Source organism: Chitinasiproducens palmae (assembly GCF_900095735.1).
Classification (GTDB): domain Bacteria; phylum Pseudomonadota; class Gammaproteobacteria; order Burkholderiales; family Burkholderiaceae; genus Chitinasiproducens; species Chitinasiproducens palmae.
Genome location: NZ_FNLO01000001.1, coordinates 437510 through 458715, shown reverse-complemented (window position 1 = coordinate 458715; position 21206 = coordinate 437510). Strand labels below are relative to the sequence as shown.

The 21206-nt window shown below is 66.9% G+C and carries 16 protein-coding genes; 9 read left to right on the top strand and 7 right to left on the bottom strand.

What is annotated here, in order from left to right; all coding sequences use genetic code 11:
- Position 1 precedes the first annotated feature (1 nt).
- Together BLU54_RS01670 and BLU54_RS01665 are read right to left on the bottom strand one after the other, a co-directional pair.
- Positions 2-730 (bottom strand): gluconate 2-dehydrogenase subunit 3 family protein, encoded by a 729-nt coding sequence (locus BLU54_RS01670; protein ID WP_091903898.1) that lies wholly within the window; start codon positions 728-730, stop codon positions 2-4.
- Between the two features lie 452 nt (positions 731-1182).
- Positions 1183-2022 (bottom strand): alpha/beta fold hydrolase, encoded by an 840-nt coding sequence (locus tag BLU54_RS01665; RefSeq protein WP_235837760.1) that lies wholly within the window; start codon positions 2020-2022, stop codon positions 1183-1185.
- A gap of 220 nt (positions 2023-2242) precedes the next feature.
- Here BLU54_RS01665 and BLU54_RS01660 point away from each other — a divergent pair, with 220 nt between their 5' ends.
- The 3 genes from BLU54_RS01660 to BLU54_RS01650 all read left to right on the top strand — a co-directional run bounded on the left by BLU54_RS01660 (position 2243) and on the right by BLU54_RS01650 (position 9216).
- On the top strand, positions 2243-2857 hold the full coding sequence (locus tag BLU54_RS01660) for a CGNR zinc finger domain-containing protein (protein ID WP_091903894.1): 615 nt from the start codon (positions 2243-2245) through the stop codon (positions 2855-2857).
- 741 nt (positions 2858-3598) lie between these two features.
- Positions 3599-6019, top strand: a complete 2421-nt coding sequence (locus BLU54_RS01655) for a M35 family metalloendopeptidase (RefSeq protein WP_091903892.1) — start codon at positions 3599-3601, stop codon at positions 6017-6019.
- A 317-nt stretch (positions 6020-6336) separates the two neighbouring features.
- Positions 6337-9216, top strand: coding sequence for a hypothetical protein (locus BLU54_RS01650; protein WP_091903890.1), 2880 nt, complete (start codon positions 6337-6339; stop codon positions 9214-9216).
- 212 nt (positions 9217-9428) lie between these two features.
- Here the strand turns inward: BLU54_RS01650 and BLU54_RS01645 are convergent, their stop codons facing one another.
- The gene (locus BLU54_RS01645) at positions 9429-10277 is read right to left on the bottom strand and encodes a GNAT family N-acetyltransferase (RefSeq protein WP_091904482.1); all 849 of its coding nucleotides are present in this window, start codon (positions 10275-10277) and stop codon (positions 9429-9431) included.
- Positions 10278-10415: 138 nt separating this feature from the next.
- On the opposite strand from BLU54_RS01645, the gene BLU54_RS01640 reads away from it, so the two are divergent.
- The 3 genes from BLU54_RS01640 to BLU54_RS23070 all read left to right on the top strand — a co-directional run bounded on the left by BLU54_RS01640 (position 10416) and on the right by BLU54_RS23070 (position 13107).
- Positions 10416-11903 carry a DUF3443 family protein gene (locus BLU54_RS01640; RefSeq protein WP_170844977.1) on the top strand — a complete coding sequence of 496 codons (1488 nt, stop codon included), beginning with the start codon at positions 10416-10418 and terminating at the stop codon, positions 11901-11903.
- A gap of 89 nt (positions 11904-11992) precedes the next feature.
- Positions 11993-12799 (top strand): alpha/beta fold hydrolase, encoded by an 807-nt coding sequence (locus BLU54_RS01635; protein ID WP_091903886.1) that lies wholly within the window; start codon positions 11993-11995, stop codon positions 12797-12799.
- A 65-nt stretch (positions 12800-12864) separates the two neighbouring features.
- Complete coding sequence (locus tag BLU54_RS23070; RefSeq protein WP_139169398.1) at positions 12865-13107, top strand: hypothetical protein; 243 nt, start codon at positions 12865-12867, stop codon at positions 13105-13107.
- A gap of 93 nt (positions 13108-13200) precedes the next feature.
- On the opposite strand, the gene BLU54_RS01625 is transcribed toward BLU54_RS23070, so the two are convergent.
- The 4 genes from BLU54_RS01625 to BLU54_RS01605 all read right to left on the bottom strand — a co-directional run bounded on the left by BLU54_RS01625 (position 13201) and on the right by BLU54_RS01605 (position 17629).
- On the bottom strand, positions 13201-14505 hold the full coding sequence (locus tag BLU54_RS01625) for an MFS transporter (RefSeq protein WP_091903882.1): 1305 nt from the start codon (positions 14503-14505) through the stop codon (positions 13201-13203).
- 277 nt (positions 14506-14782) lie between these two features.
- On the bottom strand, positions 14783-15643 hold the full coding sequence (locus BLU54_RS01615; RefSeq protein ID WP_091903879.1) for a pirin family protein: 861 nt from the start codon (positions 15641-15643) through the stop codon (positions 14783-14785).
- A gap of 348 nt (positions 15644-15991) precedes the next feature.
- Complete coding sequence (locus BLU54_RS01610) at positions 15992-16966, bottom strand: alpha/beta fold hydrolase (RefSeq protein ID WP_139169396.1); 975 nt, start codon at positions 16964-16966, stop codon at positions 15992-15994.
- A 216-nt stretch (positions 16967-17182) separates the two neighbouring features.
- Complete coding sequence (locus BLU54_RS01605) at positions 17183-17629, bottom strand: hypothetical protein (RefSeq protein WP_091903875.1); 447 nt, start codon at positions 17627-17629, stop codon at positions 17183-17185.
- Between the two features lie 234 nt (positions 17630-17863).
- Between BLU54_RS01605 and BLU54_RS01600 the strand changes: the two genes are divergently transcribed.
- The 3 genes from BLU54_RS01600 (at position 17864) to BLU54_RS01590 (ending at position 21203) form a co-directional block, all read left to right on the top strand.
- The gene (locus BLU54_RS01600; protein ID WP_139169394.1) at positions 17864-18829 is read left to right on the top strand and encodes a sugar phosphate isomerase/epimerase family protein; all 966 of its coding nucleotides are present in this window, start codon (positions 17864-17866) and stop codon (positions 18827-18829) included.
- An 89-nt stretch (positions 18830-18918) separates the two neighbouring features.
- Entirely contained in the window at positions 18919-19899 is a 981-nt protein-coding gene (locus BLU54_RS01595; protein ID WP_091903871.1) for a sugar kinase, read from the top strand.
- A 23-nt stretch (positions 19900-19922) separates the two neighbouring features.
- Entirely contained in the window at positions 19923-21203 is a 1281-nt protein-coding gene (locus BLU54_RS01590; protein WP_091903869.1) for an MFS transporter, read from the top strand.
- Positions 21204-21206: the final 3 nt, after the last annotated feature.

The following is a 21206-nucleotide window of genomic DNA, read 5'->3' as shown; positions in this document are numbered from 1 at the left end:
CTCAACCCCGGCTGCCGTCGATCGACACCGGGCCGTACGGATACTTCGCGCCCGGCTGTTCGATCCAATCCATGAAATCCGCTCGCGCGCCCGTGAAGCCGACCATCTTCCAGCCGACCATGTCGCGATTGCCGCCGTAGATCGGGTCCGACAGGAACCCTTCCTTCGCGTTGTTCAACAGGTAAGAGAAAAAAGTTTTCGCCGGCACCGGCTCGAGGGTGATCTTGCCGTGTTCGAGATCGCCGAGCACCTTGACCTGCGTATCCGCATCGAGATCGGCAAACGACTTGCCACCGAATTGCCGCACACAGAAGTCGTTGCAGGCCTTGATGCCGTGACGATACATGTCACGCGGCGCGAGACTCATCTGATAGCCCATCTCCGGCGCTTGATCGGGATGGAAGGGTCCCTGCATGTACCAAAGTTTGCCGTGCCCGTACGGCGTGTCCATTTGCCGGTCGATGAACTCCGGCACCCCTGCCTGGAGCGCACCCGGTCCGAGCGCGTCTGCGGGAATCAGTTTGTCGACTGCCGCATTGATGAAGCGCCACTCGTCGGCAGTGAAATAGGACGGATGGTAGTCAGCCCTGGCCGCCGGCGCGGCGTGGTCCGCCGCGTGGCTGGTGCAGGCGGCGGCACCGAGTGTCGCGCCGGACGCCACCGTCGCGGCCGGCACGATGGCAAACACCTGTCGCAAAAATCGACGGCGCGGCTCCTTCGTCTCAGACATCAGGTTTTCTTCTTCGATTGGGGGACGGAAGATACGCGATACCTTTCGTATTCCTAACACCGACCCGATATGCCCGGGCCTGCATCGAGGCACGTCTGGACGTGCCTTCGGCATCGCATTATGAGGGCAACACAATGAAGAAAACCTGGCTTTTTGTCCAGCAATTTTAACTTTTCCGTCTCGCAAGAAAAGCTTTGAGCCGCCGACCTGCACCGATCCGGGCCGCGCTGCCCGGACATCCGACGAGCGCAACCGGAGGGCTGCGACGCAACTGTCGGACGTCCGCGAGACGTAGCCGGGGTCCCGTCTCTGCGTTGCGGAAGCCGCGTCGTTGGTCGTTCGTCGACGTAACGACCTGAGCGGGCGCAGGAAAGAACGGCAGCCCGCGATGCCGATCGCGACGACACACTCGGCGCAGCGCTCAGGTAGGTCGGCTGCGCGCTGGCGAGCTTTCAACGCTCGACGGTGCGGCGCAGGAATGCCGTCATGCGGGATGCGATCTCGCTGCCGTGCGTTTCGATCGCGAAATGGCCGCTGTCCAGGAAGTGCACTTCGGCCCGCGGGTTGTCTTGCTTGAACGCGTCCGCTCCGGCCGGCAGAAAGAACGGATCGTTCTTGCCCCACACAGCCAGCGTAGGCGGCCGATGCGTACGAAAATATGCATGGAGCTCGGCGTATTGTCGGATGTTGCTGCCATAGTCGAGCAACAGATCCATCTGCGCGTCGACGCCGATGCGTTCGATCGCGGCGTGCGCCAGCTGATAGGTCTCGGGCGCGATCAACGAGACATCGCGAACGCCTTCGGTGTACTGCCACTTGATCATCTCATAGGTGTTGAAGCGACGTAATGCTTCGCGATTGTCGGCGCTGGGATCAGCCCAAGCCTTGCGCATGTCGTCCCAGCCGTTGCTCAAGCCGGCCTCGTAGGCATTGCCGTTCTGCGTGACGATGGCGGTGACGCGCTCGGGATGGGCCACGGCCAATCGCCAGCCAACCGGTGCGCCGTAATCGAACACGTAAAGCGCGTAACGTTCAAGCTGCTTGGCTAACGTGAACGCATCGATGACGGCTGCCAGCCGTTCGAAGCGGTAGTCGAATGCAACCCCGGCTTGCACCGTCGTTTGTCCGAAGCCGGGCAGGTCCGGCGCGATCACGTGGTAGTCGCGCGCCAGTGCCGGAATCAGGTTCCGGAACATATACGACGAGGCGGCGAAGCCGTGCAACAGCAGCACGACCGGCGCACCCGGCACACCCGCCTCGCGGTAGAACAGATCGACGCCGTCGATCGGCATCGTTCGGTGGCGAACCTGCGTCGTTCCGACTTTCGTCTCCGCTGCATCGTCGCGCGCAACAACGTTGCGTGCCGGCACACTGTCGATTGGGCTCATGGCGCTCTCCTCATGTTGGAACAGATGTCTATATAACCGGTATAATTTGATATTTCAGGTTACTTGACGGCACTATCCGCCATTCGAGATAACCTGTCAAAACGTATTTACCGAGTTACTTTCGATGACCCAAGCACGGCAGACGACGACGGACGGTCGGCACGCCCCGATGCTCGGCGATCACTTGGCAATGGACCTGCTCAACACCGAAGCACGGGTGGAGGGCACCGCCGTCGATTACTGGCAGCACGAGGACGAAGTGCTCGCTTGGCTGGCGCGGTACGGCATCGCGCCTGTTGCCAGGCTCGACAAGACCGAGCGGGCCGATCTTCTGAGCAAGGCCAAGACGCTGCGAGCGGCCGCCCGCAGATTGGTCGGACAAAGCAAGGACGGCAAGGTCGGCGACGCCAGCGCGTTGCATGCATTGAACGCGTACCTGCAGGCATATGTGACCGCGCCGCGCTTGCAACGCGACAAGCAGGGCAAGCTCAGCCTGGCTCGTACCGCTTGCAGCGGTACGGTGGCCGCGCTGTTGGGGCCGGTCGCGGAGGCCGTGTCGGACCTGCTGATCGAGGGCGACTTCACGCTGGTCAAGCAGTGCGAGCACCCGGACTGTGTCCTGTGGTTCTACGATCGGACCAAGGCACACAAACGGCGCTGGTGCAGCATGGCCACCTGCGGCAATCGCTTCAAGGCAGCGCAGTTCCGGCAACGGAACCAAGGCGCCGTGAGGGAATAGGCTGCGGCTCCGCATCACGCCGATCATCGCGATATTCGAAGCGCATGAGGGAGACCGCCCGGCGTTGTCATCGTGGGATGGTTGCTAACGGACGGCGTAGCCCTGCCCGATGGCCACCAATGGAGGCTTTCGCGACCTTTCGAGGTGCCGATGCCGACCCATGTTGCCCCACCCGGCGCGACCACACCGCGCCAGCTGCGCTCGCCTGCCGTGGCGTACGCCGGTGGGGTGCCCCAAGCACCGGATGAACCAAGGCCTGCCATTACTGAGACGTGCCGGTTACATGGCCCTGCCGTGTGGAAATCCGCCCCCGAGGGCCTGTGGGCAAGGATCAAGGCAGTGTTCAACGCGCCCGTGGCCGGCACCTGGGCGCCGCCGCCGTGCGCGGCGTGTCGTGCCGCCTTCGAAGCCGAGTGCGATGGCATCAGCGCACTCCTGGGAGCGCCAGCGCCGCACCCCGTTCCAGGAGGGCCGGCGCCCCACCCTGTCGCCTTTAGGTTCAGCTGGAAGTGGGCCGTGTCGCTAGCCGGCCTGGCGCTCGGGGGTGCTGCGGCACGCCTTGCTTCCGAAGCATGGCATGCATCGCCGGCACAGCCAACCACGCTGCGCGAGAGCGGCGCGTCACGCCCCTTGCCACTACCTTTGGCAGATGTATGGCGTCAGCCGCCGCCCGGCGCAGCGGCTCCGGCTCCGGCTCCGCACGGGGCGGCAGCGCGCCGCGAGGCGTATGAACGAGCCCGCGTGGCGCCACCGCGTGCCGCCGCGCGTCTGTTGCCAGCGGCGCCCACAACGCCGCCGACCGCCACCTCGACGCCCCCCCCCTCCACGGCCTCCGACGACGTCGTCGCCATCAAGCTCGACTGGTCGTGCGTCGAAAAGCGCGCGCATCTCTCGTTCGCCGACGTGCTGCGTCAAATCGGGCGCACACTGCAGAATCCGTTTTCGGCACTGGCCGAGGAAGCGCAAGTCGTCTATTTCTATGAGAACCTGGGACGATGTCCGACGCCCGAGGAAGCCGGGCGGCTGGCCGGTATCTTCGGCGCGGTCGACAAGATAGTCTCGATGATCGTTGGCTTGCTGCCTCACTCGCAGCCCTTCGTGCTGTCGCAGGCATGTCTCGCGCCCCTCCTGCAACTGATTGCCGACGACCTCGACGGATTGGCGCCGGATACCGAGCAAACCGCCGACGCCGTCGAGAATGCAATTTTTCTCGCCCGCTCGATGGTGGCCGCCGCACCGCGTGACCGCGCGGGCAAGGTGATCAGCGAGCGCCTCGCTCCGCCGGCCAAGACCCGCTTCGATCGGGCCGGTCCACACACGGAAATCGATGGCGAAAGCTGGCGACTCGCGTATCGCGACGGGACCTTCATCGCTTCCCGGGACGGCCGCACGGTCGAGGTCGAATACCACGAATCGGCGCGGGGCTGGCGTTTCCGCAAGCAGGAAGCCGCCGCGTTGCAGATGCGCGGCGCACGCCCCGCCGCGGCGGGTAGGCGCCTCGCACGCGTCGCACGGCGGTTTGGCGTCACGCCGTCCGCTTACCAGCCAGTCGCCCATGCCGGCGAAGGCACGCTGTACGCCGTGACGTTGCAGGGTTCGACGCAGACAGCGTTGTGTGCGCAGCTCGGGCAGCGCTTCGTGCCCGTTCGCCTGGACCGCGCAGGTGTGATGCTCGAGGCGTACGACAGACGCCGGCCGCGCAAGGCAGGCTATCCGCTCAGTGTCGGCAGCGATGGCGGCTGGCGCGTGGGACGCCGCGTCCGCCTGTCGGCGAAGCTGGATGAAGAGACATCCTCGCCGCGTTCGCATCTGTCCGACCGGCTGCGTGAGGCACTTCCCCGCCAGTGGACCGTTCGCACCGATACTGCGTTCATGCATCCCACCGACAGCCGCGGCATGCTGCAAACCGAACAAGGGCGCCGTTACCTTAGGGTCGAGGGCGGCGTGGTACCGATCGAGCGTCATCGGCTCATTCCAAATCTCCATCAGATCGGACCGGCCGAGAGCGATAAGGTGCTGTGCGTCTACGACCGTGAGCAACGCCGGTTTCTACTGGTGCCGGAGGAGCGCGGCTTCGCCTCGACGGCGATCGAGCAAGGCGAGGCAGGCGAGGCAGGCGAAGCAGGCGACCGAAGCGACGAACTGACCGAATTGCTGCTTGGCCAACGTCGCATGGCGGCACGCTTTCGCGACCAGCGGAGCAAAGCCACTTACCGCGAGGGCTACCGTACCGCCCGCCGGGACGAATACCCGCGCATCGCGATGGTCGACGCAAAAATAGAGGACGCGTCGAAACGCATCGTCTGCTACGGCCTGGGTAACGACGAACTGGCCGTCGCTGGCAAGTATGCACCGGCCGCGGCGGAACTGAAGCAAGCAGTCATCGACGCGTCGCGACGCATGCAGACCCTCGCGGCTGCGTTGCGCCAAGCCGAAGCAGCGCAGCGCCCGCTCGCCCGGTTGTTCGAACTGATTGGCGGGCAAGTCGACGAGGCCACGCAAAAATACATTCGACGGCAATTCAGGCGCAGGGTCGTGGCCACCGCCCGCTTGATGAGCGATCACGTCGCCGACGATTGTGCACGGATCTGGTTGGCCGATCTGCACGACGGCGAGACCTATGGCCTCACGCTGAAGGATGACCCGCTGCACCGCATTATCGTCAACGTCAAGGCGAGCGGCGCGTATCGGAGCGGCAAGACGGGCTGCGGGCTCGGCTGCGGGCAGCGCGTCAGCGACGACGTCGCGACGATCATTCACGAGGCATCGCATTTGGGCGCGGGTACTGACGACATCTTCTACATGGACACACCGCAAGGCGCCCGGCCGCTGACCAAGGAAATCGAGCGTATGTCAGCCGGCCGGCTGACACGCCGGGAGACTCGGCAACTGTTGAATCTCGCGATGGCGAGTCGCCGGCAAGCCCGCCCGCCTACCGGGAACGAGCAGGCGGCCGACCTCTTCAACACGCGTCCCGAGCTACGCGCGCAGCTTTTGATGTCCAACGCAGACTCATTCGCGCAGATGGTGCTGGAGCTGAGCGACGGGCTAGTCAGCCGGCCGGTGCGTAGCACCGAAACGTCCCTGCCCCTGATGAAGTCACTCCTGAGCGGTTTTGCCGCCCAGGCGCTGTGGCACACCCAGCAAGGGAAGCGCGCTTGACCGCACCGTTGCCACGCGCCTCAGCGCCGCGGTGATCAACGTCGCAATGACGCTCGACGCATACAGCGTCGATGGCAAATGACGCACCGAGCTTCGGCGCTCAATGACGTCTGTCCCGACTGCGAAAAACGGGCATCGGAACCGGAGCCCCGCTTGTCCTGGCAACCGTGACCGATAGCAGATAGCGCCGGCGCGTCGGTGATTTACAAGAATACAGGTCACCTTCGTCGGGAGTCCGCATGCCCACCGATCTGCCATGTCAACGAGCCAGCGATGCTCAAAGCAAGACGCCTTTGCGTGGTGTCGAAACTCGGCCGATGCAGCGGCCGCCCGCACCGCGGTCGAGCCAGCGCGGTCTGTCCACCTGCGTCGAACGCGTCGGTAACGCACCGGCCTTCGAAGCGCGGTCGGTAAGACTGGCGTCGTTACCGTTCCACCCACACCCGCCGACCCCGCCGACCGCGTCCACTGCCCCCGCCCCCTCCCGGTCACTGACCGGCAAGCGCGCCCTGCTGCTCGGCGGCGCAGTGCTCGGCGGCGTGGCCGGCGCGTTGGCGATGAGCCATTGGCGTGCGTCGTCGATCGGCCTCGTCCATAGCAACGCTCCGGGGTTCCCGGACCTCCCGCCGACGCCGCCCCTCGCCGCGTGGCATGTGACGCAGCAGGCATCGCTTCCCGAGCCGCACGCTGAACAGTGGCAAGCAGGGCAAGCGGCGCGGCCTGCCGCCGCGGCACGCATTGGGCGTGACGCGGAAGGCGCCGAAGAAGGCACCGCAGTGCGAAGCACGGGGCGAACCGCACACGGCAGTACAGAGGGAAGCACAGGGGAACGCATCGCGCGCGCTCACCGGCAGACCGAAGCGCGCACCAAGCAGCGCGCCGGCCGCGCGGTCGCGGCCTCGAATGCCGAAGTGGCCGCGGCGACGCACAGTGCGACAGGGCATCCGCCGGTCACGATGGTGCTGCGCGATGTCGGCGGCGCTGCCGACTACCCGTTATCCGCAATGGACGGCGCAGCGCAGCTCCGCTTTTTCTCCGCATTGATCGGGCGCGACGCGACACCCGATGAAAGCAAGCGAATGAGCACGATCCTGCGGGCTGTCGACGTGGTGATTGCCGAACTCGTCGCGCTGCTGCCAGCTCCGCCCAGGACCGTGCTGCTCGATCGACTGGGCGCGCCGCTGCTCAGACTCATCGTCGACAATCCCGACGCGCTGGACCCGCGGGCTGCTGAGGACGGAAACATCGCAAACCTCGACAAGAGCCTGGCCTGCCTCACCCGCGCGATCATCGCGACGAACCTGCGCGACAGACAGGGGGACCTCATCGTCGCCTCACTCAAGCTCCCTCCGCACACGCGGCTCAGCGCGCGCGGACCGGTAGCCGAAATAGGGGGGCAGCCGTGGACGCTCAGCCTCGACGATGGAACATTCCAGGCGACGCGGGACGGTCGAACGACGCACGTCAGATACTCGGCCGAAACGGAGCAATGGCGCCCGGTGCCGTCGGCCCGGGCGCGTCCGCCAAGGCCGGTCAAAGTGCTGCTGCCGACCCGCACGCAGCTGGATGCGAGAATCGCGATGCGTCTGCGGGTGGTGGCGCGTAAACAGGACGTTGTTGCGACCGAAGGTACAGGCCGCCTGTACAACGTAACGCTGCCCGCAGTTGGCGGGCCGATCATGTGCGCGCGCGTGGACGGCTTGCTTCTGCCCGTCCGTGCCGTGCCCGACAGCCAGCACTACGAAGCATACGATCTGAACCGGCCAATGAAGGCGGGCTATCCGCTCCGCTTCGCCAGCGCAGAGGAATGGGAATTTGGCATGCCGAGCGCCACGCCGTCCGACGGCCACCAGCCAAAGCCGCCTCGTCACGTCTCCAGTCGACTTGAGCAGTTGATTCCTGACGCGTGGCTCATCACCGGCAACGACACGGCGCACCTGTCCTCGCCGGATTCGCGCGGTGTCATGATGTCGAGCCAGAGACGGCGCTATCTGCAGCTTGGTAAAGGCATCGCGCCAATCGAAGCGGTCGTCAGCCACCCACGCTTGTATCGAATCGGCCCACTCGGGAGCGATCGGATCCTCTGCACCTACGACCGCGACCAACAGCGCTTCCGACTCGTGCCGGAGGAAGCGAGCGCGGCGGCACATACGCACGGTGACGCTGGCATCGATCGCTTCGCAGTGACGCTCGCGCTGCAACAGGAGCGGATCGCGACTTGCTTTGCCCGGCAGAGCGTTGCCACCAGCCATCGCAGCGGCTTTCGCACGCAGGAGCGTGACGTCTTCCCGCAAATCGTCACGATCGACACGGCATTGCAGGACGATGTCGAAACCATTTTCTGCTATGGTCTGGACCAACACGAACTGGCGATCTCGGGAAGCTACTACCCGGCCGCGCGACGCGTCAGAGACGCGATGCTGGACACGGCGCGCCGCGTTCAGGCGTTGAGCGCGGCGCTGCACGACCCGCTCGCTGCCCCGGCCCTCTGGAACCGTTTCTTCGCACTGATCGGTCGCCACAACGAGGGCGGTTCGCGCTATCCGACCAGACGCCGCTTCACGCAGCGCCTGGCAGCCAGCGCGCGATGGCTCGCGCGCCACGTGCTGGAAGACTGCAGGCGCGTCTGGCTGGTCAGCTTGGTCGACGGCGATCTGCACGGTCTGACCTATCGGCACGATCCCCTCGAACGCATCCTGATCGACGTTGCCGAGCACTGCGCCCACGACGACGGAACGCTTGAGTGCGGGCTGCGGGTGTCGGCCGACGTGCCGTTGGCCGACGATCGCGCGCTGCTGCAACGTAAAGCATCGCACCTGCGCGATGACGCGGACGACGTCTTCCACATGCACGCGTTCGAGCTGAAGGGATCGGTGCCCGACACGCTTGCGCGACTTACCTGGAATCGTTTCGATCTCGCCGAAATTCGACGCCTGCTCAGGCTGACGGGGATCAGCAGGAAGCACGACCGCTTCCAAGCATCGAACCTCGCAGCGGCGTTCGACATCCTTGACGAACGCCCGCTGATCCGTACCCGCCTGCTGCTCGACAACCCCAGTACGTTCGCCAGCATCGTGCTGACCCTGAGCGAGTCCGCCGTTGATTCTCAGTCCGACGAAGCGGTGCCGTCCGCCGCGATCGAGCACGTGTTGCTGAGCGCCGCTGTCGCCCATGCGCAGTGGCAAGAAGCGTCGTAACAAGCGTCGTAACAAGCGTCGTGAAAGATGTCTCGCAAGGTGTTTTGTGAAACATTTCGACAGGCGTGCGAGGAGGCGTCGCACCGCACCTGCCGAACCGGTTTCTGAACGGATGGGAATCTGGAGCCGCCGGATGGACCGCTGAAACCGTCCCGGCAGCGCTGCCGGGACTCACCGCTTGCGGCAGCGCCTCCGCTACCGCAGCCCCGGCATTACAGCAGCGCCTGTGTCACCGCGGCGTAGGTCCGGTACACCGCCGTGATGGGCGGCGATGGCCCTCTCACCATCGTCACCGACCGGTCAACGGCAGTCAGGCCGCAGCCCGCCAGCCATGGCGCCAGGCCGCTCTCCGCTGGCACGTCGATGCGCACAAAGCCGCCGTCAGCGCGTGCGAGCCAATATCCGATCAGCGCGCGGGCGTCTACCGTATCGCGCGCGATCACGGGCCCGATCACGCTGCCCAAGCCGAACGCACGGATCGCAGCGTAACCCTGGACCGCTCCGGCGCGCGCGATGACAACCGCATGACCGGCGTCCAACACGGCATCGACGACCGCCTGCCGATCCATCCCACATGCAGCCGTTGCAAGCGCGGCCAGGGTCACGCGGTCGGACGGCGTTGCAACGCGCAGCAAAGCACCGTCCTCGATGCCCGGCTGCGTAGCCCGGATGCGATCGGACTGGCATTGCACGATCGCGCCGCAGGCGCGAAAGCCGACGGACTGATAAAGCGGCTGGCCAGCCGGCGTCGCGTTCAGAAACACGGTTCGCCCCGCCAGTGCATCCAGCGCCGCGCCGAGCAGTCTGGCGCCAAGGCCTTGGCCACGCTCGGCCGCGCTGACGATCACCAGGCCAATCGACGCACCGGCGTCGCCATGCTGCCAATACAGCGTGGTGCCGACCACCCGACCCGCCCGCTCCGCGACCCAGCCATGCCCCAGCCGCGCCGCGAACGCCCAGTCGTCCCGCCGGTGCGGCCAGCCCACCGCCCGGGACAAACACTGAGCAGCATCGAGATCGCCATCGTTGAATTGGCGCAACCGCAGCACACCACGCGTCATCGCTTCCTCCTCATTCGATCGCCCTCGATCCCGTGGCTTTCCCTAGCCGCCACACAGTACGCTTGCACATCTCGTCGCCGCACGCTACCGTGCCGGACACGCTTCCGATCGCCGGCGCGTTGCCAGGAGTCTCAGTCGATGTCCGTACCGTTTTTCTTCGAAGGCAAGTTCGACCCGCACCGCGAGGCCCGCGTCGATGAACTGCCCGCCGCCGCGTTGCTCGTCCGCCCAGCCGACGACGCGACCGCCGGCAACGGTTGGGTCTCCTCACTGGCACAGCCGGCCAGCCGCGTCGCCAGCGCGACGGCCGGGCATACGTCCAACCGTGTCCGCGCCGCGCTCGTCGCGTCGATGCACCGTCTGCGACGACCGCACCACCGATTGACACAGGCCGCTCGGGTGAGCCTGGCCGCGCTGGCTTGCTCCATCGCGTTGATGGTGCCGGCCGGCGCGGCGGTCGCCGCTCCCTCAGCCGATGCGCCACAGCTCGCTGCCCAAGCAAGCGCCGCGCCGGCCACGGCACAGGCAGACGCCGGCCTGCCAGACAACGTCGTACCGGTCACGGTACGCAAGCCGCGCCACGGCTACAATCGGGCCCTCGTATCCGTCACTGTCTGCGTGCCGGGCACCGACCAGTGCGAAACGATACACGATGTGCTGATCGATACGGGCTCTGTCGGCTTGCGGCTGCAACGGGACGCGATGCGTCATCCCGAACGCTTCGCCGCGATGCCCGGGCCGGACGGCAAGCCAATGGCGGAATGCCTGCGCTTTCTATCGTCGAACGCGTGGGGACCGGTCGCCCGCGCCGACGTCACGCTTGGCGGTATGACGGCGCGCGCCATTCCAGTCCAGATCGTCGATGAGGTCGGCCGCGTCGACGCCAGCCATCCACGGCCGCAAGGCTGCCAATCACAGGGGCATCCCACGTCGAACGGTACGCTCGGCATTGCCGCCACGCGGCGCACCGACTGCGGCGAACCTTGCTCGCTGCCGGTGTCCGCGGCACGGTACTTCACCTGCGACGCAGGCGAAGCGTGCGCGCCGGTGGTCGGTGCGCTGCCCGCCTCGTTCCGCGTCGCGCATCCGGTGGCCGCGTTGCCGCGCGACAACAACGGCGTCGTGCTGGCGCTGGACCTGCCGCCAGCCAACGGCATCGACGCCGTATCGGGCTCGCTGACGCTCGGCATCGATACCCGGGCCAACAACAGCCTGGACGCGCGTGCCCGCGTGCGGCTCGACAACGCCGGACGCTTCATGACGCGCTTCGCCGGTGTCGACTATCCGAAGAGCTATTTCGATACCGGGACGCAGGACCTGTACTTCAGCCAGGCAGCCGCGCCGATCGAGACATGCGGGCGGCAATGGTGCGCGTCCAGCGAGGCGTCGCCAAGCGCGACGCTGGTCGGCAATGACGGGGCGAGCGTCGATGTGACGGTTCGCGTCGGCGACACTGCCGCGCTCGAGCGCAGTGGCAAGGGCGCCTTGCGCAACGTGGCACGCGTCAGCGCTGCGACTTCGCAGGCATTCGTCTGGGGCCTGCCGTTCTTCTTCGGCAAACGCGTCTTCGTCGGCTTTGCCGACGCGCCGGGGCGGAGCGACCGGCGGCCCTTCTACGCCTTCTGATTGATGCAGCGCGTGGCACCGCGACGGCGGTCGTCACGGTGGGCAAGCCGGGGGGGCTGCGCGCGCAACGAGGCTGCGGGAGCGAAGCGATGCACTATATCGAATGCGGCGACGCACGGGTCGCTTATCGCGTTGATGGCCAGGGACCTGGGCTGCTGCTGATTTCGGGAACCGGCGGCGACGGCGACAGCAACTGGGGCCATCTGCTCGACGCGTTGACGCCGGCCTGGACAGTTTTGCGACCGGATTACGCCGGCGCCGGCGCGACCCGCGACAGTGGCGCGCCGCTCACGCTGGCCGGGCTCGCGTCGCAGGTCGCCGCGGCAGTAGACGCGTGCCGCATCTCGCGATGCGTGGTTGTCGGCTACTCGCTGGGCGCCGCGATCGCGACGGTGCTCGCGGACCGCAGGCCCGACCTGGTGCGCGGCCTGCTGCTGGTGGGCGGCTTCGCCCGCGGCGACGCGCGCCAAACGATGATGCTCGCGCTGTGGGAGAAACTGATCGCAACGGATCGGGACGCGATGGCTTCTCTCGTCATGATCAACGGCTTCAGTCCGGCTTTTCTGGCACGCATGTCGTCGGCGGAGCAGCGCGCGATGCAGCGTCAGATCGTCGAGTTCAACGATTGGGAAGGCATGCTGCGGCAGATCGAGTTGGGCGCCCGCGTCGACGTGCGCGACGCTGCAAGCCGGTTGCGCGTGCCGACCCGCGTGGTCGGTTGTCGTCAGGACCAGGTCGTGCCGGCCGCGCAAGCGATGGCGCTCGCGGCGCTCATCCGCGACGCCCGCTACGCCGAGATCGACACCGGGCATCTGACCATGTTCGAAGACCCCGCCGCGCTGCTGGCTCAGTTGCAGGCCTTCGCCGCCGCCCTGCCCGACGACCCGGCGCGCTAGGGCCGACGCGGGAACGAACGCGAGTCGGCCCGGCAGCGCAGTCGGCGCTCACATGGCGACGCCGCTTGCCGTCCTCTCGTCGAGCGGGCGAACGGTTCGTCCTGCTTTGGCTCGGCGCGATCGCTGCGCGATGCCATCGCGACGCCGATGCCGACGCCGATGCCGACGCCGACGCCGACGCCGACGCCGACGCCGATGCCGATGCCGATGCCGATTCGATTCGATTCGAAGCCGAGGTGAAGCTGAAGCCGAGCCGGAGCGGCCCGGCCGCCTGGCTCACGAAACGGTGCGCGTTCCGCCGCTCGTGATTCGACCCGGCGCATGCTGGAAGGCGTCCCGTCCGCCGCAAACTGAGCAGCCCCGCCGGCGCCCACGGCCCGCGGCCGACCGCTCGCCCGCGATCAGCGGCGCGCTTCCGGGCCCGAGCCGTCGAGCGAGCGCATGTCTCGTAACTGGGGAAACAGTCGCATCCATAGCAGACTGACGAGTATCGTGCCGACGCCGCCCATCGCGGTCGCCGCAACGGTGCCGAACAGCCCGGCAGTGACACCCGATTCGAATTCGCCCAGCTGATTCGAGGTGCCGACGAACAATGTGTTGACGGCACTGACCCGCCCCAACATTTCGTCCGGGGTCAACAACTGGACGAGCGTGATGCGGACCACCACGCTGATCGAATCGGCCGCGCCCAGCACCACCAGGGCCGCGACCGTCAGCGGCAGGCTGCGCGAGAACGCGAACACGACTGTCGCCAGTCCGAACAGGATCAATGCGCCGAACAGGATTCTCCCGATCGGGCCGCTGAGGGGACGGCGGCCCAGCCACACTGACATGGCCAGCGCGCCGACCGCGGGCGCGGAGCGCATCACGCCGAGCCCCCACGGTCCGACGGCCAGGATGTCGCGCGCGAAGATCGGCATCAGTGCGGTGGCGCCGCCCAGCAGCACCGCGAACAGATCGAGCGACAGCGTGCCAAGCACGACCGGCTGACTGCGGATGAAGCTGACGCCCGAGAACACCGATGCCAGGGTGACAGGCGTACGACTGACAACGCGCCGCGCCAGCGTCAAACGTCCGATCAACACCGCGCCGATCGCGAACAGCACGGCGGCCAATGCAAACGCAAAGGTGGGCGCGATCGCATAACACACGCCGCCGAGCGCCGGTCCGAGAATCTGCGCGGTCTGGTTGGCGGACGTGGACCACGCGGTCGCGCGTTGCAGGCCCTCGCGCGGCGTCAACGCCGGGACCAACGTGGCGCTGGTCGGCGCCTCGAACGCGCGCGCCGCGCCGTTGACGATGATCAATGCATACACTGCGGGCACCGCGAAGCTGGCACTCAGCGCACCGGCCAGCGACACCGCGACGACCGCGGCAAGGCCGAACGCGGCGAGCGACTCGATGCCCATGCAGACGGCGACGATGCGCCGTCTGTCGAAGCGATCGGCGACATGACCGACCACCAGCGTCAGGCAGACCATCGGCAGAAACTGCGCAAGCCCGACGAGACCGAGCGCGTAAGCGCTGCCGGTAAGGTGATAGATCTGCCAGCCGACCGCGACCGACAGCATCTGAAACGAAAGCGACGAGGCAGCCCGCCCGAGAAGGTAGCGCGCGAAGCGTCGCGCATCGTGCGCGGGCGGCGCGGGAGAAGGAGATGAGGAGGAAGACGGAGCTGGGGCGGAAGGCTGCGGTGCGTCGGGCATTGGCGGCAGAAGACGAGGACCGGAATGTAGACAGCCGAACGAAAGGCGCTAGCGGCATGAATGCGATCGCCTGCGTGGCAGTCATCCCGCTCGCGTGCGCGCTGCGTCCGGCAAAGCTTGCAAGGATAGCGGCAACCGCGAAATGTTGCGCACGGTCAAGTGCGCGCCGGGCCGACCGTGTGCGCTGGTTGAGCGCCCGCCGCGCGACGGCGATCGGCGCTTCGGTCCGGCTGCCCGCTTTGGCCGGTTTGGCCGGCAGCGCGGCGGCGCCGAGCGATCAGCCCGGCAACGGCGTGTCGAAGCGGCCGGCGCGATAGTCGGCAAGCGCTTCCTCGATCTCTTCGCGCGTGTTCATCACGAACGGGCCATAGGAGACTACCGGTTCGCCGAGCGGTTGCGCAGTGCCAAGCAGCACGCGCGCGCGCTCGGCCGCCCGCAGGCGTAGCCGTGGCGCACCAAAGTGGAACTCGATCATGTCCGCCGGACCCGCGCGGCTGCCGTCAGCCTCGATCACGCCGTCGATTACATGGCACAGCACCGTGTAATCAGGCGGCAGCGTAACGTCCAGTGTCGCGCCGGCATCGAAACGGACCAAGCCAAGACGCACGTCGGTCGACGACGAGAACGGTCCGGTCTGCCCGAACCAATCGCCCGACACTGCCTCGATTGCCACGCCCTGCGCCGGGCGCACGGTCGGGATCGCGTCTCCCTGCAGGCCGACGTAACGCGGTGCGACACGTTTCAACCGTGCAGGCAGATTGACCCAGAGTTGCAGGATCTCGAGGTCGCCGCCTTGCTCGATGAAGGCGGCGGGAGACAGTTCCGCATGGACGAGGCCCGCCCCCGCCGTCATCCATTGCACGCCGCCCTGCCCGATCACGCTTTCGTGTCCCGCGCTGTCGCGGTGGGCCAGCATGCCGCTGAGGATGAAGGTCACCGTCTCGAAACCGCGGTGCGGGTGCGGTCCGAACGGCAGTCCCTCATTGGCCGGCGGATAGTGCTGCGGACCGTGGTGATTGAGGAAGAGGAAGGGATCCAACTGACGCAGGCCCGGGCCGGGCAAGGCCCGGCGCGTCCGCAGCGAACCGATGTCGTCGCGCTGCGCCCGGTGCACAGCCTTGACGCTACGATAGGTCATGAGGCGCTCTCCAACCACACGCCGGCTTGGCGCGCCAGCGTCGAAGCGCTCATTTTAGCGGCGGGGTAACGAGCGCGCTGCGCGGCGGTCCGGCCATTTCGCCCGAGCGCGCCGCAATGGCCGGCGACAGGCGTCACCGCGCGGCTTCGACATGCCGGCCGACGACTTGGGGCACCGCATCCGGGCAGAAGGCGCCGGCCGCTGATTCGAGCCAACAACGCGGGCCGATCGCCCTAGAGAATCACTCGCGCGAAGCAGCCGAGCGAATCGCTCGATCCGACGAGTCGAGCCAAGCAGTCGAGCCAACGCCTCGGGTCGACGACGCGAGCCGAAAGTCCGTGCCAACGCTCAATCGGACAGCGCTTCGACCCACGCGCTGATCTTGCGCGCAGCCGCGTAATGCACCATGTGACCGGCGTGCGGCACCACGCGCAGTTCGCTATGCGGGATCTGCTTATGGAGCTTGTGCGAGTGCCGTTCCGCGCTGACGACATGGTCGCCGTCGCCGGTCACGATCGTGACCGGCTGCGTGATGCGCTTGTAGCTGCGCGCCAGCGAAGCGGCGCCTGGGATCATCAGGCTGCCGTCGCCTGTCATTCCGCCGACCGTCACCGGCCGCGTCATCATCGCGCGCGGCACGAACGCCTCGAACTTGGGCGCGACCGCTCTCGGCGCGAACATGCGCTTCGCCGCCAGCGGCAGCGTCAGCCGCCCGGTCACCGGCAGCAACGTATGACGGAGCAAGCCCCCCAGCAGCGGCGTCTTGGCCAATGCACTTGTCAATGCATCGACGCGCGGCGTCGGAAAGTAATAGCCCGACAGGAGGACCAGCGCGCGAACCGTCTCAGGATAGGACAGCGCCATTGCCGCGGCGATCGTCGCGCCATACGAGTGGCCAACGACGACGGCTCGCTCGACGCCCAGTTCCGCCAGCGCCTGGTGCAGCAGGTCGGCCTGAGCGGCCGGCGTCCAGACCCGGCCCGCCGGACGATCGCTATAGCCAAAACCGGGCCGATCGAAGGCGATGACGCGGTGGCGCTGCGCCAGCAGCGTAAACAATCCGCTGGCTTCGAAGTCGCTGGCCTGTACCGAGTTGCCGTGTATCAGGACCACCGGTGGTCCGTCGCCAGCTTCGAGGTAATGCAGGCGACCGCCGGCGACGTCGACGAAGCGCCCGGCCGGCGGGTGGCGCCGTTCGGCGCGCCGTGTCTGCCAACGCGTCCAGACGGCGGAGCCGAGCAGCACGCCGCCGACCACTGCACCTACGCCAAGGGCAACGCGCAAGCCACAGTCTGTCTCAGGATTCGCCTGCTGATCGGTCATCGTATTCTCCTTTCCTTGCTTTCTCGATGTGACATTGCTGCTCGCGATGCCCGGTTCACGGCCGGCGCCGGACTGATCGGTCAGTGCCGGCACCGCGCTTCGCTTGACTGCGCCTGAGCGCAATGACGCGGCCGACGTGCGCACCTCACGGAAGCGGCCCAGCGCTGAACGCGAGCAAAAACATGTGAAGCATGCAAAGTTTGTTCCAAGTCCCGGTCAGCGACCGTCTTCGCGCAACACCTTCATCTCCTGACGCAGATTGCGTTGCCAATCGGTCTCGCCGCAGCCGCTCGGCGTGTCTGGACCCAGCAGGGTGACGTAGCCCTTGCCATGCATGCATGACTCATAGGCCCGTACCTGCGCGCAGCGATTCGCGGCCGCGCTGCGTGCCGCCTGCTTGCAGTCGTCGACCGCCTGGTCCATGCCGCGAAAGTCGAGCTGTGAAGCCGTATCGGCGCGACTGCCCGCCTGCGGGTCGCCGATAGCCACTTCCAGCGGCGTCGCCGTCTGGCATCCCGCCAGCCCGGCGCTCCCCGCGACGATTACGGTCGCACCAGCGATCTTCTGCATACCGAGGAGCGCGCGGCGCCGGGTTCGGCGCACCGCCGTCGCGACGGACGAATCCTCATGCTCGGTTGGTCGTACGGGAGGGGTGTCGATCATCTTGCCTCCAGGAGCAGCTTTGTCGAAGCGGATAGACAGGCCAGTGCACGCAGCCGGTGCCGCTATTGTGAGGGAATGCGCGTGCGGCTGGAAGCGCCTAAGGGCTTACCCGGATAGCCAGTGACACCCTAAACGTCGAAAACTCTGGAATCGGTTCCAGTGCTGGCGGATAATGCCGCGCAGGTCGGCGCCGCGCAGGCGCGCCGGCGCTGGCCTGTCCTCCCCATTCAAGACATGACTCACCCTCCGTCCAGCTCCTCACCGCCGCCGACGGCCAGTGCCACCGCCGGCACGGACGCGGCAAAGCGCTTCCGCTCCTTCACCGCCCGTGAAGGTCGGGCGGCCGGCATCGTGGTGGCCAGCGCCTACGGCGCCGATCGCGTGCGCGAACGCGGCCAGTTGGCGGCGGCGCAGTGGGCGATGGCAGCCGGCGCCGACGGCTTCGAAGTCCGCGCCGAATTGTTGCCGCCCGAGTGGCGCGACCGGGACGCCACTGCATTTGCCGGCGCGCTCGCCGCTATGCCTGGCAGCGTCGGCTTCGCGCTGGTCTATTCGACGCCCGCCGAGTTCTTCGGCGAAGACGGCTTGCCGTCCGTCGCAACCGTCGGCCGCGCCCTGCGCGAGGCGCAGGCGTTCGGCGCGATCGCGCTCAAACTGCAACTGGGACCGTTCGATGCACCTGGCCGCCAGCAACCGGCGGACAGCGATGCGCGCGCGGTGGCCGCCGCAAGCGGCCGACGCGCGTCGGCGACCTGGGCGGCGCACTGGTCAAGCGCGATGGACGCGGTCGCGGATGTGTTGCGGCGGGCGCCGGTGCGCGTCTTTGTCGAGAACGGGCAGTCAGCGGTCGGCGGCAGCCGCGCCGATTTCGAGGCACTGTTCGCTAGCCTGCGCGCCAACGAAGCGTGGCGCGGGGCGTTCGGCATGACGCTCGACATCGGCAACTGGTACTGGGCCGGCGACGACACCGCGTCTGCCTGCGCCTCGCTGGCACGCCATGTCGAGTATGTGCATTGCAAAGGCGTGCAGATCCGGGACGACCGTTATCACGCCGTCGCACCCGACGAGGGCATTGGGCCGTGGCGAGACTGGGTCGCGGCACTGCCGCCCGCACTCCCGCGCGGCCTCGAATTTCCGATCGTCGGCGCCGACCCGGTCGCCGCCACCCGCGATGCGTTGCGCGCCGTGTTGCGCGACTGAACGATGCGCGCCCTGCCGTCCGTGCCTCGGTCCGCGCAAGTCAGCGCGTCGGCCATCGCGCTTCACAGATTTCGCTCCACCTCTCCATCATGAAGATACTGACCTACGGCGAGGCGATGATCATGTTCGTCGCCGAAGCAGCCGGACCATTGGAAAATGCCGACCGCTTCATCAAGCGCATTGCCGGCGCCGATCTGAATGTCGCGATCGGACTCTCGCGCCTCGGCCATGACGTGACCTATCTGAGCCGGGTTGGCGATGACTCGTTCGGCCGGACGATCAACGCGGCGATCGCGGCGGAAGGGATCGACACCAGTCGGATCGTCAGCGACCCACGCTATCCCACCGGCTTCCAGTTGAAGTCCCGCGCCGAGCGCGGCGAAGACCCGGCCGTGGAATATTTCCGGCGCGGCTCGGCGGCCAGCCATCTGAGTCGGGACGATTTCGATCCTTCGCTCGCCGACACGAACGCACATCTTCACCTCACCGGTGTGGCGCCCGCGATTTCCGCCAGCTCGTGCGAGCTCGCGCTGGCCCTGGCCGATGCGTTCCGACAGCGTGGCCGCACGATTTCCTTCGATCCCAACCTGCGGCCGACTTTGTGGCCGTCTCGGGAGATCATGGTGGACACACTGAACCGACTCGCCAGCTACGCCGACTGGGTGCTGCCGGGAATCGGCGAAGGCGAGATCCTCACGGGTTGCGACACTCCCGAAGGGGTCGCCGAGTTCTATCTGTCGCGCGGCGCCCGCGGCGTGTTCGTCAAGCTGGGAGCCGCGGGCGCCTACTGGGCCGACGCCAAGGGCGCGGCCGGGCGAGTAGCCGCGACGCCGGTGCGCGAAGTGGTCGACACTGTCGGCGCCGGCGACGGCTTTGCGGTCGGCGTCATCAGTGCATTGCTGGCCGGCGCCGATGCGACCGCGGCCAGCCGGCGCGGCGCGCTGATCGGGGCGCTGGCGGTGCAGGTGATCGGCGACAGCGAAGGATTGCCCACCGCGGATGCGCTCGCGGCGCTGGAGGACAGCGGCGCGGCGCCGTCGGCAAGCACCAGCCGCGCCTCCGCGGCATAAGCAGCAAGGACAAGGAGACAATCATGCAATCGCACGCGCTTCCGATACGCCGCTGGTGGTACATCATGCCGGTGGTCTTCATCACCTACAGCCTCGCCTACCTCGATCGTGCGAACTACGGCTTCGCGGCGGCGGCTGGCATCAATCGCGACCTCGGCATCACCCACGGCATGTCGTCGCTCCTTGGCGCGCTGTTTTTTCTGGGCTATTTCTTTTTCCAGATCCCCGGCGCGATCTACGCGGAGAAGCGCAGCGTCAAGAAGCTTGTCTTTGCAAGCCTGATTGCATGGGGGCTGCTGGCGGCGGCCACCGGCTTCGTGAGCAATCTCGAAGGTCTGATCGCCGTCCGTTTCCTGCTCGGCGTGGTGGAGGCCGCGGTGATGCCGGCCATGTTGATTTTCATCAGCAACTGGTTCACGCGCGGCGAGCGCTCCCGCGCGAACACGTTCCTGATCCTTGGCAACCCGGTCACGATCCTCTGGATGTCGGTGCTGTCCGGCTACCTCGTCGACAGCTTCGGCTGGCGGCACATGTTCATCGCCGAAGGCATTCCGGCGGTGCTCTGGGCAGTCTGCTGGTGGTTCATCGTGCAGGACCGTCCGGCGCAGTCGCGCTGGCTGCAACCAGCCGAACGCGAAGTGCTGGAAGCCACGCTGCGCGAGGAACAGCGCCAGATCGCACCGGTCCGCAACTACGGCGAGGCATTTCGCAGCCCAGCCGTGATCAAGCTGTGCGCACAGTATTTCTGCTGGAGCATCGGCGTATATGGCTTCGTGCTATGGCTGCCTTCGATCCTGAAGAATGCTTCCGCGTTCGGCATGGTCGAGACCGGCTGGCTGTCGGCGCTGCCCTACCTTGCCGCGACCATCGCGATGCTGCTCGCGTCCTGGGCCTCCGATCGCACCCGCAACCGCACGCTGTTCGTATGGCCGCTGCTGCTGGTCGGCGCATTCGCGTTCGTTGGCTCCTACCTGCTTGGCGCCCATCACTTCTGGTTGTCGTACACGCTGCTCGTCATTGCGGGCGCGAGCATGTATGCGCCGTATGGTCCGTTCTTCGCCATCGTGCCGGAACTGCTGCCGAAAAGCGTGGCCGGCGGCGCGATGGCCCTGATCAACAGCATGGGCGCGCTCGGCTCCTTCGTCGGCTCGTATGTCGTCGGCTACCTGAACGGCAGCACCGGCAGCCCGGCCGCGTCGTACGTCTTCATGGCGGTCGCGCTGTTCGCGTCGGTGGTGCTGACCATCATGGTGAAGGTGCCCAGGCAGGCCGCGCGCGACGTATCGGTCACTGGCGCGCGTTGAGCC

Excerpts from the sequence above, each read along its gene's own strand:
- BLU54_RS01615 (WP_091903879.1), bottom strand. The coding sequence starts at position 15,643 with ATGACCTATCGTAGCGTCAAGGCTGTGCACCGGGCGCAGCGCGACGAC.
- BLU54_RS01650 (WP_091903890.1), top strand. The coding sequence starts at position 6,337 with ATGCAGCGGCCGCCCGCACCGCGGTCGAGCCAGCGCGGTCTGTCCACC.
- BLU54_RS01610 (WP_139169396.1), bottom strand. The coding sequence starts at position 16,966 with ATGACCGATCAGCAGGCGAATCCTGAGACAGACTGTGGCTTGCGCGTT.
- BLU54_RS01605 (WP_091903875.1), bottom strand. The coding sequence starts at position 17,629 with ATGATCGACACCCCTCCCGTACGACCAACCGAGCATGAGGATTCGTCC.
- BLU54_RS01595 (WP_091903871.1), top strand. The coding sequence starts at position 18,919 with ATGAAGATACTGACCTACGGCGAGGCGATGATCATGTTCGTCGCCGAA.
- BLU54_RS01670 (WP_091903898.1), bottom strand. The coding sequence starts at position 730 with ATGTCTGAGACGAAGGAGCCGCGCCGTCGATTTTTGCGACAGGTGTTT.
- BLU54_RS01660 (WP_091903894.1), top strand. The coding sequence starts at position 2,243 with ATGACCCAAGCACGGCAGACGACGACGGACGGTCGGCACGCCCCGATG.
- BLU54_RS01600 (WP_139169394.1), top strand. The coding sequence starts at position 17,864 with ATGACTCACCCTCCGTCCAGCTCCTCACCGCCGCCGACGGCCAGTGCC.
- BLU54_RS01635 (WP_091903886.1), top strand. The coding sequence starts at position 11,993 with ATGCACTATATCGAATGCGGCGACGCACGGGTCGCTTATCGCGTTGAT.
- BLU54_RS01665 (WP_235837760.1), bottom strand. The coding sequence starts at position 2,022 with ATGCCGATCGACGGCGTCGATCTGTTCTACCGCGAGGCGGGTGTGCCG.
- BLU54_RS01625 (WP_091903882.1), bottom strand. The coding sequence starts at position 14,505 with ATGCCCGACGCACCGCAGCCTTCCGCCCCAGCTCCGTCTTCCTCCTCA.
- BLU54_RS01640 (WP_170844977.1), top strand. The coding sequence starts at position 10,416 with ATGTCCGTACCGTTTTTCTTCGAAGGCAAGTTCGACCCGCACCGCGAG.
- BLU54_RS01645 (WP_091904482.1), bottom strand. The coding sequence starts at position 10,277 with ATGACGCGTGGTGTGCTGCGGTTGCGCCAATTCAACGATGGCGATCTC.
- BLU54_RS01590 (WP_091903869.1), top strand. The coding sequence starts at position 19,923 with ATGCAATCGCACGCGCTTCCGATACGCCGCTGGTGGTACATCATGCCG.